This window comes from Rhodococcus sp. FH8 (genome assembly GCF_019266085.1).
Lineage (GTDB): Bacteria > Actinomycetota > Actinomycetes > Mycobacteriales > Mycobacteriaceae > Rhodococcus_F > Rhodococcus_F qingshengii.
Map to the genome: position 1 here is coordinate 120298 of NZ_LPNQ01000075.1, position 18049 is coordinate 138346.

The window sequence follows — 18049 nt, forward strand, 5'->3', positions numbered from 1 at the left end:
ACACCCTCACCACAGGATCATCACCACGAAAGTAGGTCGACATGGGACGTTTCGACGGTCGCACCGCGATAGTCACCGGAGCAGCGCAGGGTATCGGAGAGGCGTATGCCCGCGCTCTGGCCGCGGAGGGGGCCAACGTGGTCGTGGCGGACCTCAATCGCGAACTCGGTGAAGCTGTCGCCAAGCAGATCACGGCAGACGGTGGAAGTGCCGTGTTCAAGGACGTCGACGTCGCCGACGGGGAGTCGACTGCGGCACTTGCCGACTTCACGATCGAGCAGTTCGGCAGCATCGAGCATCTGGTGAACAACGCTGCCATCTACGGCGGAATGAAGATCGATTCCCTGTTGACGGTGGACTGGGACTACTACCGAAAGTTCATGAGCGTCAACATGGACGGCGCACTGCACGTGTGCCGGGCGGTCGTACCTCATATGCGAGCGAAGGGCGGTTCGATCGTCAACCAGTCCTCCACAGCAGCCTGGCTGTACTCGAACTACTACGGACTCGCGAAAGCCGGTGTCAACAGCCTGACACAACAACTCGCGACCGAACTCGGCTGGTCGAACATCCGGATCAACGCCATCGCTCCCGGTCCCATCGACACGGAGGCGACTCGAACCGTCACCCCCGGCAACATCGTCAAGGACATGGTGAAGCGAATCCCGTTGCAGCGCATGGGAACGCCGGAGGATCTCGTCGGCATGTGCCTGTTCCTTCTCTCCGACGACGCAGGCTGGGTGACCGGGCAGATCTTCAACGTCGACGGAGGCCAGGTGTACCGGTCATGACGCAATCGGCGCCGAAAGCCAGCGCTTCGAAAACCAGACTGGGATACATCGGCCTAGGCAACATGGGCGCGCCGATGGCGCAGCGCCTCCTGGACTGGCCGGGCGGACTGGTGGTGTGTGATGCCCGCGCAGAAGCGCTCGAACCGTTCACCGCTGCGGGCGCGAGCGCAGCATCGACGCCCGCCGACGTTGCAGCGCAGGCGAGCATCATCTCCGTCACGGTGCTCGACGACGCGCAGGTTCGCGAGGTTGTGTGCGGGCCGCACGGGATTCTGTCGACCGCACAGCCAGGCACTGTCGTCGCGATTCACTCCACTATCTCGGACACCACGGCGGTGGAACTCGCTGACATCTGTCAACAGCGTGGTGTTCTGCTGGTCGACGCGCCGATCAGTGGCGGTGCCGGCGGCGCAGCGCAGGGCAGGCTGGCAGTGATGATCGGCGGCTCCGACGAGGCGTTCGAAGCCGTCCGCGAGCCCTTCGGATCCTGGGCCGAGCTGGTGGTTCACGCCGGTGACGTCGGCGCTGGAACGCGAATGAAGCTCGCACGCAACCTTCTTCACTTCGTCTCGTTCACCGCCACGACCGAGGCCGCGCGACTCGCCGAAGCAGCAGGACTCGATCTCCGCACGCTCGGAAAGGTCGTCAGGCACACCGATGCGATCACTGGTGGCGCGGGCGCGATCATGCTCCGCGACACCACCGCACCGGTCTCGGAGGACGACCCGTGGTTCTCGATACTGCGGCATGTTCGCAATCTCGGGGAGAAGGACTTGGCCTTGGCCATCGACCTCGGTGATCGGCTGAATCTCGACCTGCCGCTCGCGCACCTTGCGCTCGCCGGACTCGGTGCCGGTCTGGGCGTCGGGAATGACAGCGAAGACAGGCCGGCCGAACCTTCGACGGCATCTACTACTCGGGAGCACGCATGACCGACACCACTCACATGACCGATGCCGGTGGAACCGACGAAAGCCGCATCTCCGAGGCCCGTGCTCGTGGCGTCGCGAAGATGAACGAGGTGTACGGCTGGGAGCTTCCCGCCGACGTTCCCGGCGACTTCTTCGCGGTCACCGCCGACCACCTCTTTGCCGACATCTGGACGCGACCGGGACTGTCGGTACGTGATCGACGACTACTCCTGATCGGTGCCATCACCGCCCAGGGGCAGAACGATGTGGCGAAGATCCAGATCAACGCTGCTCTCCACAACGAGGAGTTGACCGAGCAGCAGTTCGAAGAGGCCGCAATCTTCCTGTGCCACTACGTCGGCTGGCCGCTGGCCACCGGGCTCAACAATGCGCTGATCGCCGTGAAGGCCGACAGACGTAAGGCCGCGCGCGCCAAGGAGAAGGCCGCGGCCGATTCCGCGAAAACGGACACCGACTGACTTTCGGTCGAGATACTGCCATCAGGGCATCGATCACACCCACCGATTCCCCCACCAACCAACCAGAAGAACGAAGGATCCGAATCCATGGCCGAGGCCAGCTCAATCCGTCCGCAGTCCTCCGCAAACATCGAGCAGTGGCACTTCGAGGCTGACGTCGTCGTCGCCGGCTACGGCATTGCCGGAGTGAGTGCTTCGATCGAGGCCGCGCGAGCGGGCGCCGACGTGTTGGTGCTCGAGCGCACGAGCGGCTGGGGCGGCGCTGCGGCGCTGGCAGGCGGATTCATCTATCTGGGCGGCGGGACCCCGTTGCAGCAGGCACTCGGGTTCGAGGACTCCCCCGCCAACATGAAATCGTTCATGATGGCCGCACTCGGTCCCGGCGCCGACGAGGAGAAGATCACCGACTACTGCGAAGGCAGCGTCGAGCACTACAACTGGCTCGTCGACAACGGTGTGCCGTTCAAGAAGAGTTTCTACGGCCAACCCGGCTGGGAAACACCCTTCGACGACGGACTCATGTATTCCGGCGGCGAGAACTCGGCACCGTTCAACACGATCGCGACACCGGCCCCTCGCGGGCACGTTCCACAGATGAGCGGCAAGCGCACCGGGGAGAAGGGCGGTGGTTTCATGTTGATGAAGCCACTGATCGAGACGGCCGAAAGCCTCGGCGTACGAGCAGAATACGACATGCGAGTCCAGCGCCTGGTCGTCGACGGAGATCGAGTGGTCGGCATCATCGCCAAGCAGTACGGCAAGGAAGTGGCAGTTCGAGCACGCACGGGTGTCGTTCTGGCGACGGGAAGCTTCGCCTACAACGAAGCGATGATCCAGTCGTACGCCCCACGGCTGATCGGGCGCCCCGGTGCGGCTATCGAAGAGCACGACGGAAAGTCCATCCAGATGGCGCAGGCTCTCGGGGCCGACCTCGCGCACATGGACGCCACCGAGGTCGCGTTCTTCGGCGACCCCCAGTTGATGATCCGCGGCATTCTCGTCAACGGACGCGGCCAGCGCTACGTCAACGAGGACACGTACCCGGGAAGAATCGGCCAGGAGACGCTGCTGCGCAACGAGAATCAGGCCTACCTGATCATCGACGAAGCTTCCTACGAAGAGGGCTGCGCCGCCGACAGTTCCACACCGTTCTTCAGATTCCAGCCCAAGTGGGTGGCCGAGACCGTCGAGGAACTCGAATCCGACATGGGTCTGCCGGAAGGCACCCTCCAGTCGACCGTCGAGGTCTACAACCGCCACGCCGCCCGTGGTGAGGACCCCGTACTGGGAAAGAAGAAGGAGTGGGTCAAGCCGATCGGCTCACCCGTCGCTGCGCTCGATCTTCGCAATTTCACCGCCGGATTCACGCTCGGCGGTCTGCGCACGTCGATCAACTCGGAGGTCATGCACGTCTCCGGCGAACCGATCCTGGGTCTGTTTGCCGCTGGACGATGCACCGCCGGTGTCTGCGCTGGAGGGTATGCCTCCGGAACGTCCCTCGGAGACGGCAGCTTCTACGGGCGACGCGCCGGAATCAGCGCTGCCAAGGGCTGAGCGTCTCTTCTCAGATGTCAGCGTCCTCGCTGCGACGTTCGAGGAACAACGTGTCACGCCACCGCCCACCCAGTTGAGCGATACGCGAGCGAGTGCCGACGACTCGGAATCCGACGGCCTGGTGCAAGGCGACGCTTGCCCGGTTCTCCGGGAAAATCGACGACTGCACTGTCCAGATCTCACTGGCGTCGGCGGCTTGCACCTGTCGGCGAAGCAGCAGCTTGCCCACGCCGCGCCCGCGAGCGCCGCTACCGATGTAGATGGAGTTCTCGGCGACCCCGCGGTAGCAGTCTCGCGAGGACACCGGGCTGAGGCTCGCCCAGCCTTCGACGCGACCGTCGATCTCGGCCACCCATCGATGATCGGGTAACCATTGCGCGTCGAGCTTCTCGGCGGATGGCACCGAGGTGGTGAACGTCGCGGTTCCGGTGTCGATTCCTTCGCGGTAGATCGAGCGGACGGCATCCCAGTCGCCGGATTCCATGCGGCGCACCACCACGTCATCGGGAAGAACTCCCAGTGTGTCTTCGACCGGACCACGAGCAGCCACGACGGCGGCCGCTGCCATCAGATCGGAGTATGCCGTTCCGGCAACACTGACAACCGAAGTGCCTTCACGCACCGAAGCCTCGACAAAACCGACCTCGATCAAGGCCTCGAGGTGGGCACTCAACGCCGACGGCTCGAGTGATGCGGCGTGTGCAATCGTGTCGACGTCGATCGGACCGCCGGCAGCTAGTCGGAGCACTCGCAGCCGCGTCGGATCACCCAGGCACGCAAACCTGCGCGCAAGTACGTCGGTGTCGAGGGGAGCGAGTGTTTCTGAACTCATGAGGCGACTATAACGCCGCTGACCTGCAGTTCGGTCGGCTAGGTTCGGCAAGAGTGTCCCGGAGTGAGAAACAACTCAGCCACCGACCCCAGGGTTCGCCGGCTAACGCGCACCGATCGACGCGGCAATCATCGACCACGAGTTGTGAAGATCGTCCTGCCAGTAACCCCAAGAGTGAGTGCCAGTTGCCCGGAAATCATAGGTGGCCGGGATGCCCAAGGAGTCGAGCCGCTCGGCCAAACGCTGGGTGCACTGGTTCGTCCCGGCCTCGATGACTCCACCCACGATCACCTGGTTCGCCAGAACGCCGAGGTCGCCGTCGACCATCGGTCCGCCCAGATTCTCGTGTGGGCCGGGCAGGCCCGATCCATTGCTGATGTAGAGGTCGACCCCCCGCAATCTCTCGGCGTTGACCACAGGATCGTTGGCTACCCAGCCCGGACCGCCGGGAGGACCCCACATGTTGTCCACGTTGCCGCCGCGGAATCCGACCACGAATCTCACGTAGTCCTGACCGGGTTGAGTACTCGTCTCGGCACACCCGCTGAAAGCACCGACGGCACGGTAAACGGATGGCGCCGCCTCGGCCAGGCTCAGAACCGAGGTACCTGCCATCGACAATCCGGCAACGGCATTCGTACCCGTAGTCCCGAGCGTGGCATCGACGATCGGTGGCAACTCCTGGGTGAGAAATGTGGTCCACTTGTTCAGTCCGAGAACAGGATCGGGCTTCTCCCAGTCGGTGTAGTAGCTGTAGGCACCGCCGATCGGGTTGACGACGTTGACGTTCTTGTCGCCGAAGAAGTCGACGACGTCTGTCCGTGTCTGCCACGTCGCCGTGTCCTCGCCTCCGCCGGCGCCATTGAGTAGATAGAGGGTCGGCCGGGGCGCACTTGTGTCTGCCGGCCGAATCACCTCGAGCGGAATCACCTTGTCCATCGCAGCCGAGTAGACGTACATAGTCAGCTGACGGGCGTTGATCTCCTCGACGTGATCGAGAGCTGAACCGCCTGAAGGGGATGTCCAGGCCGGGTCAGCCGAGGCCAACGCTGCTTCGCCGAACAGTCCCGTCCACGCGACGAGGGCGACGACAAGCATTGCCCGAGTACGTCCGATTCTTCTCATTGCCGCTCCTCGTGCTCGATTGCGGTGCCCGGCAACAGCTCGGTGGCGCTCGCTTCGCGGGCGTGCGGCTTGGTGGCTTGAAGTTGTCATGCCCGTTCGGGGTATCCGGAAAACATCGAGAGCACCCGGGCGAGCTCCGGTCCGATGACCGCCATGGCCGGAGGTTCGATCATCTCGTTGTGTTCGCAGCGCACGGGCACCTCCACGATCCGGCCCGTCACGAGTGGGCTCCATTCCTGCGGCGACCTGTCGCGCGGAATCGTGTCGTCTTCTCCGGATGCCAGGAAGATCAGCAGATCTCCTTCGTAGACCTGGGGAACGAACTGGTGCGTGATTCTCTGCGAAGTCTCGTACCCTCGGGCAATCCGTTCGAGGTCCCGACCGTCGACTCCCGTCTCGGGCCCGAGCCTCCGGGCCAACACGGCCGCCGCCTCGTCGAAGGTCAGATCTCGGTCGGTCTCGATCTCGAGGCCGAGTCCTCGCAGTATGTCTCGGACGTCGAGTTCGGCTGACGCAGGGGCATCGCCGTTGTCGGGGTAGCTGTCCATCATCGCCAGTGTGGCGACGTCGCGGCCGGACGATTGCAGTTCGACGGCCATGGCGTGCGCGATGACGCCGCCGAGGGACCACCCGAGTAAGTCGTACGGCCCGTCCGGCGAAACGGCCTCCACCTCTTCGACGTAGCGATGGGCTAACTGTTCGATCGACTGATAGTCACCGTCGTCGCTGAGAGCGGGGAGCTGAAGTCCGTACACGGGTCTGTCCTCGGGCAGATACCGCACCAAGCCGGCATACCCCCAGGACAGGCCGATACCGGGGTGCACACAGAACAGCGGTCGCCCAGTCCCTTTCGTCCGCAGTGGAACAACCACGGCGAGAAGCTCTTCCATACCGGCGTCGGCTGTCGGCATGTCGAGGCGTCGAGCGATTCCAGCGGGTGTCGGGTCGAGGAACATCCACTGAAGCGGGATTCTCCGTCGGAAACGAGAGTGCAGTGCGCTGACGATTCGGGTGGCCACCAGGGAGGACCCGCCCAGGTCGAAGAAGCTGTCGGTAGTGCTCACCCGGCTGACACCCAGAACCTCGACGAACGAGTCGACCACGGCGCGCTCGGTGTCGGTGACCGGCTCGCGGAACTCGGCTGCAGCCGAACCGAATTCGGGTTCCGGTAAGGCCTTTCGGTCGAGCTTGCCCACCGGTGTCATCGGAATCCGATCGAGAAGCACCACTGCCGACGGAACCATGTGCGAGGGTAGTCGGTCGGCTGCGTACGCCCGTATCTCGTCGGTGCCGGTGGCGTCGGCAGCTGACGCACGCACGTACGACACCAGGACCGTTTCACCCGACGGTCCCGTGTGGCCGACAGTCGCGGCGAAGTCCACCGACGGATGGCGTGAGAGAACTGCATCGATTTCCCCGAGTTCGATCCGAAAACCACGGACCTTGACCTGGAAGTCGCTGCGCCCGATGTATTCGAGCGTGTGATGCACTCCATCGCCGGAGCCAACGATTTTGGCACTGTCACCGCCGGATTCACGCCAACGCACGACATCTCCGGTGCGGTACATCCGGCGCCCCGGCGACCCGTACGAGCACGCGACAAATCGTTCCGACGTGAGCGACGCCCGATTATGGTACCCACGTGCCATACCTGGGCCGATGATGTACAACTCCCCCGGCACGCCCACCGGGACGGGCTGCAAACGCTCGTCCAGCACCAGGAAGCCGAAACCCACTGCCGGCGAGCCGATGTTCACTCCCGCACCGGGTTTCATCGAATCGCTGACGCTCGCCTGCACGGTGGTTTCAGTCGGGCCGTAGCCGTTGTGCAGCCTCCGACCCGGCGCCCATTGCGCGACGACCTCCGGCGGGCAGGCCTCGCCCACCAGATCGAGAACACGGAGCGCCTCGAAACCGTTGTCACCCAACGCCGCCAGCGCGGTCGGTGTAATGGTGGCATGAGTGACCTGCTCGCGCCGGAAAACATCGGCCAATTCGGCGCCACCGTACACAGCAGGCGGAACGATCACGACTTGCGCCGAGGCGCTGAATGCCATCGTCAACTCGAAGATGGAAGCGTCGAAACTCGGCGATGCCAACTGAGAGACATGAGAGTCGTGAGTGACCTCGAACCTCTCACGAGTTTCGGCCGTGAAGCTCGCCAAACCTCGATGAGTAATGTTCACTCCCTTGGGTTTCCCGGTAGATCCCGAGGTGTAGATCAGGTAGGCCGGATGATCGAGGTTCAGTTCACCGGTTCGATCGTCATCGGTGATCGGTTCCGGCGACAGCGCGGCTACCCGCCGGGCGAAGTGTGGGTCGTCGAGTTCCAGCCAGGGAACAACGTCGGGTAGGTGAGTTCGGCTGGTCTGAACAGTCAAACCGAGCGAGGCTCGGCAATCGGCGAGCATGTATTCGACGCGCTCGCGCGGATAGGCCGGATCGACAGGCACAAAAGCCGCTCCGGCTTTGGTCACCGACCAGATCGCCACCACCGATTCGATCGAGCGAGGCATTCCCAGTGCCACGAAGGTCTCCGGGCCCACACCGCGACCGCACAACTCCCGGGCAACACGATTCGACCACTCGTCCAGGTCGCGATAACTGAGCTGCCGGTTCTCGAGCGACAGGGCCACCGAGTCAGGATCGATCGCCACGGCGTCCGCCAACAACTCAGGCCACAATTTCGGAGGTACTTCGGGGAGCCCATGCGCCGGCGTCAACTCGCGACGTTCGGGATCGCCGAGTAGGTCGATGTCACCGATCGGTACCTGCGGATTCCGGGTCACGGCCTCGAGCACACGAACGAACATGTCGGCAAAACCGCCGACCGTACCGGGGTCGAAGAGATCAGTGGCAAAGTCGACGGCTCCGCTCATCCCTCCCGGTTCACCGCGATCGTCGTACTCCTCGGCCAGAAGGAATTCCAGGTCTACCTTCACTACCTCGAGTTCAGGGTCGATCCCGCGGACTTCCAGTCCCGGTAGCTTCAGAATCGGTCGTTTATTGTTCTGGAATTCCAGCGACACCGAGGAAATCGGTGCATAAGCGCTCGACCGTTTCGGCCCGACCGCGTCCACTACCCGCTCGAAGGGCACGTCGGAATGAGCGAACGCGGCGAGGTCGACTTCGCGGCAATGCTCAACCAACTCGCGGAACGATCGAGCCGGATCCACCTGTGTGCGCAGTGCGAGCGTGCCGACGAACATGCCGACCAGATCATCGAGGGCACGATCTCCCCGGCCGGCGATCGGCGTGCCGATCACGATGTCGTCGGTGCTGCCCAAACGTGCCAGCAAGAGCGCGAGCGCTGCATGCACAGTCATGAATGCAGTGGACTCGTGCTGCCGCGACACGTTCAGAATACGGCGGTGAAGATCACTGCTGATCGAGAAGTGAATCCGCGAGCCGTGAAAACTCTGTTGCGTCGGCCGGTCTCGATCGAGCGGAAGTTCCAAGAGGTCGGGAGCACCTGACAGTGCACGTCGCCAGTAAGCCAACTGCTCACTGATCACCGACCCGGGGTCGTCGACTGAGCCCAGAATCTCCCGTTGCCAGAGCGCGAAGTCGGCGTACTGGACTGGAAGCGGCGTCCACTGGGGATCCCCGCCGTACGCGTGGGCCTCGTATGCAATCATCACGTCTCGGGTCAACGGAGACATCGAGAAGCCGTCAGCCGAGATGTGGTGCACCACTACGGCAAGCACGTGTTCGCGCTCATCGATGGTGAACAACGCTGCCCGCAGGGGAATTCGTGCGGCGACGTCGAACCCGGCCGAGACCATCCGGGCAAGCTCGTCACGGAGATGAAGTTCGTCGGTCACCGATGTCTCGGTCAGTTGCGGCAGCTCGGCGCTCTCGGTGGGCACGATGTGCTGGACCGGTCCGTCACCGCGGACCGGAAACATCGTTCGCAGCGATTCGTGGCGGGCGATGACATCGGACATCGCTGATCTCAAGGCCGGCTTGTCGAGTTCACCGCTCAGCCGCACCACGAGCGGAATGTTGTATGCGGGAGAACTGGTGTCGAGTTGATTGACGAACCACATCCGCTGCTGAGCAAACGACAAGGGGATGTTGTCGGGTCGGGGGCGCGGTCCCAGTCGCTCCGACCCTTCGGCAACCGACTGGCCGATCACCGTAGCCAACTCGGCGACCGTCGGCGTCTCGAACAGATCCCGCACGCCTACGGTAGCTCCGAGCACCGACCGTAGCCTCGCCGCGACCGAAGTGGCGCTCAGAGAATTTCCACCGAGCTCGAAGAAACTGATGTCGGTACCGACTCGTTCGAGGCCGAGCACCTCGCCGAACACGTCCGACACTGCCTGTTCGACCGGGCCGATCGGGGGACGGAAATCCCCTGCGGTCGTCTCGATTTCGGGTCTTGGCAACGCCGAACGGTCGACTTTTCCGACAGCGGTCAACGGAATGTTCTCCAGCACCGTGAGAACGGCAGGCACCATGTGCGAAGGCAAGCGCCGGGCCACGGCGCGACTCAGGATCCTGGTGTCCAGTCGACCCGCCGTGGGCACGACGTACGACACGAGTCGGGTGTCTCCGGTGGGGGCGGAATCGGCAACCGTAACGGCAAAACCGACGTTGGGCTCCGACATGAGCACACTGTCGATCTCACCGAGTTCGACACGGAAGCCTCGAACCTTGACCTGGAAGTCGCTTCGCCCGACGTACTCGACACACATGTCCGCCGTCCATCGCACGATGTCGCCGGTGCGGTACATCCGCGTTCCTGGGTCAGCCGGGTTGGCAACAAAGCGTTCTGCCGTCAACCCCGCCCTTCGGTGATATCCCCGTGCCACGCCTGGTCCGGCCAGGTACAGCTCGCCGGGGACCCCGACGGGAACCGCTTGAAGTCGAGTGTCGAGCACCAGTTCGCTGACGCCCCTGACGGGTCCACCGATGGTGATTGGTTCTCCGGCGGTCATCGGCGGGCTGACGTTGGACATGATCGTTGCTTCGGTCGGTCCGTACGCGTTGTACAGGCGGCGGCCAGGTGCCCAGCGAGCGACGAGGTCGGGCGGGCACGCCTCGCCCCCGAATACGACTTCCAAAAGTTGTTCCAGCCCAGCCGGGTCCACCGATGCCAATGCCGCCGTGGTGACGAACGCGTGCGTGACGGCGTGTTCTGCCAGAAGTTGCGCCAGGTCCTCGCCCCCGTAGATCCCTGGTGGAGCGATAACCATCGTCGCCCCGGCTCCGAAAGCCTGCAGATATTCGAAGAGCGACCCGTCGAAACTCGGAGTGGAGAAGTGCAGCGTGCGTGATTGTGGAGTTGCGCCGTAGCGTTCGAGCTGGTCTCGGGCGAAGTTGTCGAGCCCTCGCTGCGTGACCACCACGCCCTTGGGCACGCCGGTCGACCCCGAGGTGTAGACCACGTAGGCAGCTGAATCCAACCCGATCGGACGGAGTCGGTCGTTGTCGGTCAACGGGCTCCCCGAGAATCCCTCGCACTTCTTAGTGAAATGCGGATCGTCGATAATCAGCCACTCCGCGATATCGGGCAATCGATCTCGGCCCGCGGTGGTGGTCAATCCGAAGCTGACCTTCGAATCGATCAGCATGTGATTGATCCGCTCGTCCGGATAGTCGGGATCGATCGGCACGAACGCAGCGCCTGTCTTGGCGACGGCAAGTATCGACACCACGGACGCGAGAGAACGTGGGACACCGACCGCTACATAGTCCTCGGTTCCCAGGCCGTGCGAGACGAGCATGCGAGCAATGCGATTGGAAAGGATGTCCAGCTCGCCGTAGGTCATGCTGCCGTCCGCCGATTCCACGGCCGGTGCGTTCGGATCACGCTGGGCTGCCTCGTCGAAGATCTCCGGGAAGACGCGCGACGACCCGCCGGCCGTGCCACGGACTGGCACCAATTCAGTATGTTCGGAGGCTGCGAGCACCGACACCACAGCCAAGGGACGATCCGGCTGGGTACACGCTTCGAGTACGCGCCGCAGTCGTCCGGCGATCTCTTCGATGTCGGCGGCACCGAAAACCTCGGGTATGTACTCGAATTTCAGGCGGAGCCTGGTGTCGACCGATGCTACGAGGCTGAGCGGGTAGTGGGCAGCGTCCTTGGCTTCGACATCGGTGATCCGGACCCCCGCAATATCGGTATCGGACGAAAGCCCCTGACGGTCAACGGGATACGATTCGAACACAGTCAACGTGTCGAATCCGATCTCCGGCCCCGCGCCTACGTGGATCTCGGAAAGCCCGAGACAGTGGTGATCCGACAGCTCTGCTTGCTCGGCCTGGATCCGCGCGAGGAGTGTGCCGATACTTTCACTCGGGCGCAGCGTGATTCGGACCGGAATTGTGTTGATGAACAGCCCGACCATGGTTTCGATCCCGGTCAGCTCGGGAGGTCGACCCGACACCGTCGCTCCGAACACCACATCGTCTCTCCCGGTCAGTGCAGCAAGGACGATCCCCCACGATGCCTGAACAATCGTGTTGATCGTCAGCCCGAGTTCACGCGCCATTCCGCGAAGTGAGGTTGTGAATTCCTCGTCCAGATCGAACACCCACTCGGCCGCCATGGTGGAGAGTCGACGCGATCGAACCGCTGGAGCCAACAGCGTCGGTCCTTCGACTCCGCTCAGCGTCCTCGCCCACACAGCTCGGGAAGCTTGCTGATCGCGGCAGCTCATCCAGGTCAGATAGTCGCGATACGCGCGCGCGTGAGGCAAGGCCGCCACTTGACCGTCGGCGGCATAGAGCGTCGCCAATTCCCGGATCAGCAGGGGCATGGACCAGCCGTCCAGAAGGATGTGATGATTGGTGAGCACGAGCGTGAACTTTTCGGGGGCGAGAGCGATCAGGGTGAATCGGATCAACGGCGCCCGTGCCATGTCGAACGGGCGCGCTCGGTCCTCGGCCAGCGCTCGATCAATTTCCTGATCTGGTGCACCAGTGAGGTCGATTTCCTGCCACGGCGCTGCCACGTTGCTTCGGACCACCTGGACGGCACGGCCGTCGGCGCTGTGAAGGAAGGCGGTACGCAGGTTCTCATGCCGGCCGAGCAGCGCGTCGGCGGCGCGGCGCAGGCGCTCCGAATCGACTGCGCCGGCTAGATCGAGAGCCACTTGTACGAGGTATGCGTCGACAGATCGTTCGGCCAATTCGGCGTGGAACAACAACCCCGCTTGCAGTGGAGAGAGTGGCCAGACATCGCTCAGGTCGGGACACCGACTTTCGAGGTCGTCGATCGCCTCCTGTCTAAGATCGACCAGATCGAAGTCCGAGGGTGTGAATCCGCCGCCGCCCGCCGCGAACTCTGCGAGCCCGGCCAGTGCGTCGAGCCACCACTGCCCCAGTTGCCGAACGTCGTCCGCACCCAGAATGTCCGGTGGGAACGTCCAGCCGGCAACGAGCTGCGGACCGTCCTCGGTATCGCTGTCGACCGTCATCACGTTGACCTCGAGGACGCTGGCGAGTGGGAGATCGACGGCCGCAACCGTCCGCAGGTCCTCGTCACGGATCGGTACCCATCCCGCTGAAGCGTCGGCGTCGGATCCACCGACGCGTCCGAGGTAGTTGAAGCTGATCTGAGGCACCGGAAGTTGCGAAAGAGTGTGTGCCGTTTCGCGGTTCAGATAGCGCAGCAACCCGAAGCCGATGCCGCGGTCCGGCACCGCCCGGAGTTGTTCCTTGACAGTCTTGGCAGCGACGCCGGCAGCCGGGCCGCCGGCGAAGGCGTCACCCGGATCCACTCCGCGCAGATCGATCCGCACCGGGAAGATCGTCGTGAACCATCCCACCGTGCGAGCAAGATCTGCCCCGGGAACCACCTGTTCCTCGCGTCCGTGCCCCTCGAGACTGATCAATGTCTCCGGATTGTCGATGCCGCGGTCCATGCGCCAGCGGACCATCGCAAGTGCCAAAGCCGTCAACAATCCGTCCTCGACGCTCCCGTGAATCGCCTGCGGAACTGTCGTCGACACGGCCTCGGTCAATCCCGTGGGAACTCGTACTTCGATGTCAATGGTGGCCGAGGCGGTGTCCCTCTTCGTCAGGGCGCGCACACCCAGAGTCGGATCCGGGCCCTCGAGCACCTCTCGCCAATAGTCGATTTCAGCGACCCGATCCGGCTCGCGCGCGGCGTCGACGAGGCCATGTGCCCATCGACGCATCGAGGTTCCGACCGGAGCAAGTGACGGGTCGACGCCTGTCTGCACCTGCGCACAGGCAAGTGCAAGATCGGGGATCAGGATTCGCCAGGAAACGCCGTCCGTCACGAGGTGGTGCGCCACGATTAGCAACTGTTTCCGGCTCTGCCGGTCCTTTTGAATCTGTCCGTCGGTGTCGAGCAGGACTGCCTGCACCATCACACCTGCCTCCGGGTCGAGCCGCCCCAGAGCTGCGTCGAGTTCTGTCGAGACCGTCTCCGCGGCAGAACCCCCGAGGCTCACGTGGCGTACGACGGTCTCCGCCCGCACCGTACCTACAGGCGCAACGTCCATCCGCCGAGCGGATTCAGGATGATGCGTCGCCCGGATGCCTGCGCGGAGGATGTCGTGGTGGTCCAGCACAGCCTGCATGGCCAGTGTCAGCGTGACCTCGTCGAGCGTGGCAGGAACCGAGAGCAGAACAGATTGGGAGTACCGGCGAAAATCTCCACCACGGTCAAGCATCCATTCGACGATCGGCGTCAATTCGATCTCACCGACGCCGCCGCCAGGTAATTCGTCGACGACGACACGGTTGCCAGCCGTTCCGGCCGTCTCGGACAGCGCCGCAACAGTTTTGCGTTCGAACACCTCGCGCGGTGTGATCAGAACTCCGGCAGACTTGGCGCGCGTCACCAACTGGATGGACATGATCGAGTCACCGCCTAGAGTGAAGAACGAATCGTCGACCCCCACCTCTTCGAGTCCCAGAACTTCGGCGAACAGACTCGCAAGGATGTTTTCCGTCGCGGACGCGGGGCCACGACTTACGGTTGCCTGTCGCCCGAAGTCAGGTTCAGGCAATGCATTCCGGTCGAGCTTTCCGTTCACCGTCAGCGGCAAACCCTCGAGAACCGTCACGACAGCGGGGACCATGTGGGGCGCCAACCTCTGTGAGACATACTCGAGCAACGCCGCCGGAGAGATAGTGGCACCGGACTCCGGCACCACGTAGCCCACCAACCGGTCTCTGCGGGCTACCACCGCCGACTGAGACACGCCCACTCCGGAGAGCAGTGCAGCCTCCACCTCGCCGAGTTCGATTCGGTACCCCTTCACCTGCACCTGCAGATCGTTTCGTCCGAGGTACTCCAGCTGCCCGCTGTCGTTCCAGCGCCCCAGGTCACCGGATCGATACATACGCGCACCACTGACCGCGAGGTCGGGAATGAACCGCGCGGACGTCAGACCGAACCGGCCGAGGTATCCGCGTGAAACCTGATCACCGGAGACATACAGTTCACCCACCACACCGGGCGGCACCGGGTGCAACCGCTGATCCAACACATACACACGCAATCCGGGTAACGCCCGACCAATCACCGAGGCCGATCGTTGACGCACCAGCACACGATCGAGCGGTAAATGGCTGACGTGCACAGTGGTCTCCGTGATGCCGTACATGTTGACCAGATCTGGTGACGAAGTCCCGCGACGGGCGTACCAGCGCGTCAACTGTCCGAAGTCGAGCGCTTCTCCGCCGAAGATCACGTAGCGCAATGACAGGGCCGCACCCCCGGTAAGCCGGTCGGCTTCCGCCAATTGATAGAAGGCGGTGGGAGTTTGATTGAGCACCGTGACACGTTCGTGCCGTAGCAATTCGAGGAATGCCTCTGGTGAACGGGCCGTGAAGTAGTCGACCAGTACCAGTCGGCCACCGTGTGCGAGTGCGCCCCACATTTCCCAGACCGAGAAGTCGAATGCCTCCGAATGGAACATCGTCCACACATCGCCGCTGCCGAAGCCGAAGAGCGCTCTGGTGTTTGCCAGCAACGTCACGACGCTGCGGTGAGAAACCTGAACCCCCTTCGGGCGCCCGGTGGACCCCGAGGTGTAGATCACGTAGGCCACCGATTCGGGCCGGAGCGGTAGCAGCCGATCTCGGTCGGTCACCGCAAGCGGAGAAAACCTGTGCAGCGCATCGAGAATTACCGGGTCGTCTACCGCAATCACTGGAATCTCGCTGTCTGCAATTGCGTCACTGTCTCGTATGTAGTCGCCGTCGGCCCGAGTGGTCAGCACACACTTCGGCAGGGCGTCACGCACCACGAAGTCCACCCGGTTTACCGGAGAAGTCGAGTCCACCGGTACGTATCCGCCACCCGCCTTCACCACCGCCAGCAATGCCACCATCAGGTCGATCGAGCGGGCCATCGCGACTGCCACCAAGGTTTCCGGCCCCACCCCCTGCGCCACCAACAGTCGAGCGAGGCGGTTTGCTCGCTCGTCGAGTTCGCGGTAGGTAACCGACAATCCGCCGCAGCGCACCGCCACGGCATCACCGGACGTCAGCGCCGTGCGATCGAAGAGATCCGACAACGAATCCTCGTCTGTTCCGGCGCCAGAGGGCGTGGGCGCAACCAGCACCCCGCTGAGTTCGCCGGCCAGAATCATGTCGATATCGCCGACGACCACCGACTGGTTCTCGGTCACGGCGCCGATCACTCTTTCGAAGCGCGCCGCGGTGCGCGCCACCGACATTCGATCGAAAATATCTGTTGCATAACGGAAACCGGCGCTGATACCGGCGGGCTCACCGTGCTCGTCGACGTGCTCCATCACACTCAGTTGCAGATCGAATTTCGCAACCGCGAGATCGACATCGAGCGAGCGAACCGTCAGTTCCGGCAAGTCGAAGCGCAGTCCCGTATCGGTCTGGAATTCGAGGAGTACCTGAAACAGAGGTGAATGCTCGGTGGAACGGTCGGGCGAGAGGTAATCCACCAACCTCTCGAAGGGGATGTATGCATGGTCCAGAGCACCGAGATCCGTTGACCGCACCGCAGCCAACACCTCGGCAAAGGTTGCTCCGGATGCGACAGGTGTGCGAAGGACGAGCGTGTTGACGAACATCCCGACCACATCGTCGAACACCGATGCACCGCGACCTGCGACCGGAGTCCCGATCACTACGTCGTCCGCTGTAGTGAGCCGTGCCAGCAATACCGCCAGAGCCGCATGCATCACCATAAACAGGGACGAACCGTTCTGGTGTGCGAGTTCGTTCAAAGCTCGATGGATCTCGGGCGAGAAGTCCATCGAAACCACCGCGCCCTCGGCAGACCGTTTCGAGGTTCGTGGTCTATCGAGAGGGAGCGGCAAGACGTCCGGAATACCCGACAGCTTCGCTGTCCAATAATCGAATTCGGCGGAGGGCGAAGTTTCCGGACCAACGTCTGCGTCGACGATCTCACGCTGCCAGAGGGTGTAGTCGGCGTACTGAACCGGCAGCGGCGCCCAGTCCGGGCTCCGACCTTGCGTGCGCGCGGTATATGCACTCATCAGGTCGCGTGCCAGTGGTGCCATCGAGAAACCGTCTGCGGCGATGTGGTGAACAACGATCGCGAGTACATGCTGCTCCGGTCCGGTTCGGAGTAACCTCACGTGCAGCGGGAACTCCTCGGACACATCGAATCCGATGTCGAAGAACGCGTGCAAGTCCGTGAAAAGCCCCTCGCCGGGAATCGGCACGGGGTGGATTCGAGGAGCAGCGACCGCGGGTTCGGCGATCACCTGGTAGGGCCCGTCTGCGGACGCAGGAAAGATCGTTCGAAGGGATTCGTGCCGTTCCACCACATCACCCAGCGCGGCTTGGAGCGCACCCGAATCCAGGAACCCGTCCAGTTGTAGTGCGACGGGGATGTTGTAGAGCGGAGACGACGTTTCGAACTGGTTGACGAACCACATCCGCGATTGCGCGAACGACAGCGGAATACGTTCTGGCCGTGCCCTACTCGTGATGTGCACACGAGTAGCTTCCTCAGGTCCAGGCTCGCCCGGCGCGGAGTCGATTGGATCTATCGAGGCCGCCAGGTCCGCGACCACGGGGGCGTCGAACAGTGCATTGACCCCCATATCGGTGTGCAATGCGGCGTTGATGCGGGCGATGACTCGAGTGGCGCTGAGGGAATCCCCGCCGAGTTCGAAGAAACTGTCGTCGGCACCCACCTGGTCGAGACCGAGAACGTCGGCAACAGCACGGGCGATTCCGATTTCGGCAGGAGTGGCGGGAATCCGAAACGCAGCGCTCGCAAAATCAGTGTCCGGGAGGGCTTTACGGTCCAACTTCCCATGCACCGTCACCGGAAACTCCCCCAACACCACCACCACCGACGGCACCATGAACCCCGGAAGAGACCTCCGCACCCCCTCCAAGACCACCACCTCA

General features: G+C 63.2%; 7 protein-coding genes. 4 read left to right on the top strand and 3 right to left on the bottom strand.

The features are described 5' to 3' along the window. Window positions 1–41: 41 nt before the first annotated feature. The 4 genes from ATN38_RS20950 (at window position 42) to ATN38_RS20965 (ending at window position 3735) form a co-directional block, all read left to right on the top strand. On the top strand, window positions 42–791 hold the full coding sequence (locus ATN38_RS20950) for an SDR family oxidoreductase (protein WP_007728639.1): 750 nt from the start codon (window positions 42–44) through the stop codon (window positions 789–791). After that, window positions 788–1723 (top strand): NAD(P)-dependent oxidoreductase, encoded by a 936-nt coding sequence (locus ATN38_RS20955; protein ID WP_007728637.1) that lies wholly within the window; start codon window positions 788–790, stop codon window positions 1721–1723. Before ATN38_RS20950 ends, ATN38_RS20955 begins: the two co-directional genes overlap by 4 nt. Beyond that, window positions 1720–2181, top strand: a complete 462-nt coding sequence (locus ATN38_RS20960; RefSeq protein ID WP_003944075.1) for a carboxymuconolactone decarboxylase family protein — start codon at window positions 1720–1722, stop codon at window positions 2179–2181. Before ATN38_RS20955 ends, ATN38_RS20960 begins: the two co-directional genes overlap by 4 nt. Before the next feature lie 87 nt (window positions 2182–2268). Further along, on the top strand, window positions 2269–3735 hold the full coding sequence (locus ATN38_RS20965) for an FAD-dependent oxidoreductase (RefSeq protein WP_042450447.1): 1467 nt from the start codon (window positions 2269–2271) through the stop codon (window positions 3733–3735). A gap of 10 nt (window positions 3736–3745) precedes the next feature. Here the strand turns inward: ATN38_RS20965 and ATN38_RS20970 are convergent, their stop codons facing one another. From ATN38_RS20970 to ATN38_RS20980, 3 genes are all read right to left on the bottom strand, one after another. Then, the gene (locus tag ATN38_RS20970; RefSeq protein WP_003944042.1) at window positions 3746–4567 is read right to left on the bottom strand and encodes a GNAT family N-acetyltransferase; all 822 of its coding nucleotides are present in this window, start codon (window positions 4565–4567) and stop codon (window positions 3746–3748) included. Between the two features lie 102 nt (window positions 4568–4669). Next, entirely contained in the window at window positions 4670–5692 is a 1023-nt protein-coding gene (locus tag ATN38_RS20975; RefSeq protein ID WP_218748580.1) for an alpha/beta hydrolase family protein, read from the bottom strand. An 86-nt stretch (window positions 5693–5778) separates the two neighbouring features. Next, the coding region (locus tag ATN38_RS20980) for a non-ribosomal peptide synthetase (protein ID WP_218748581.1) at window positions 5779–18049 on the bottom strand (12271 nt) is incomplete at its 5' end.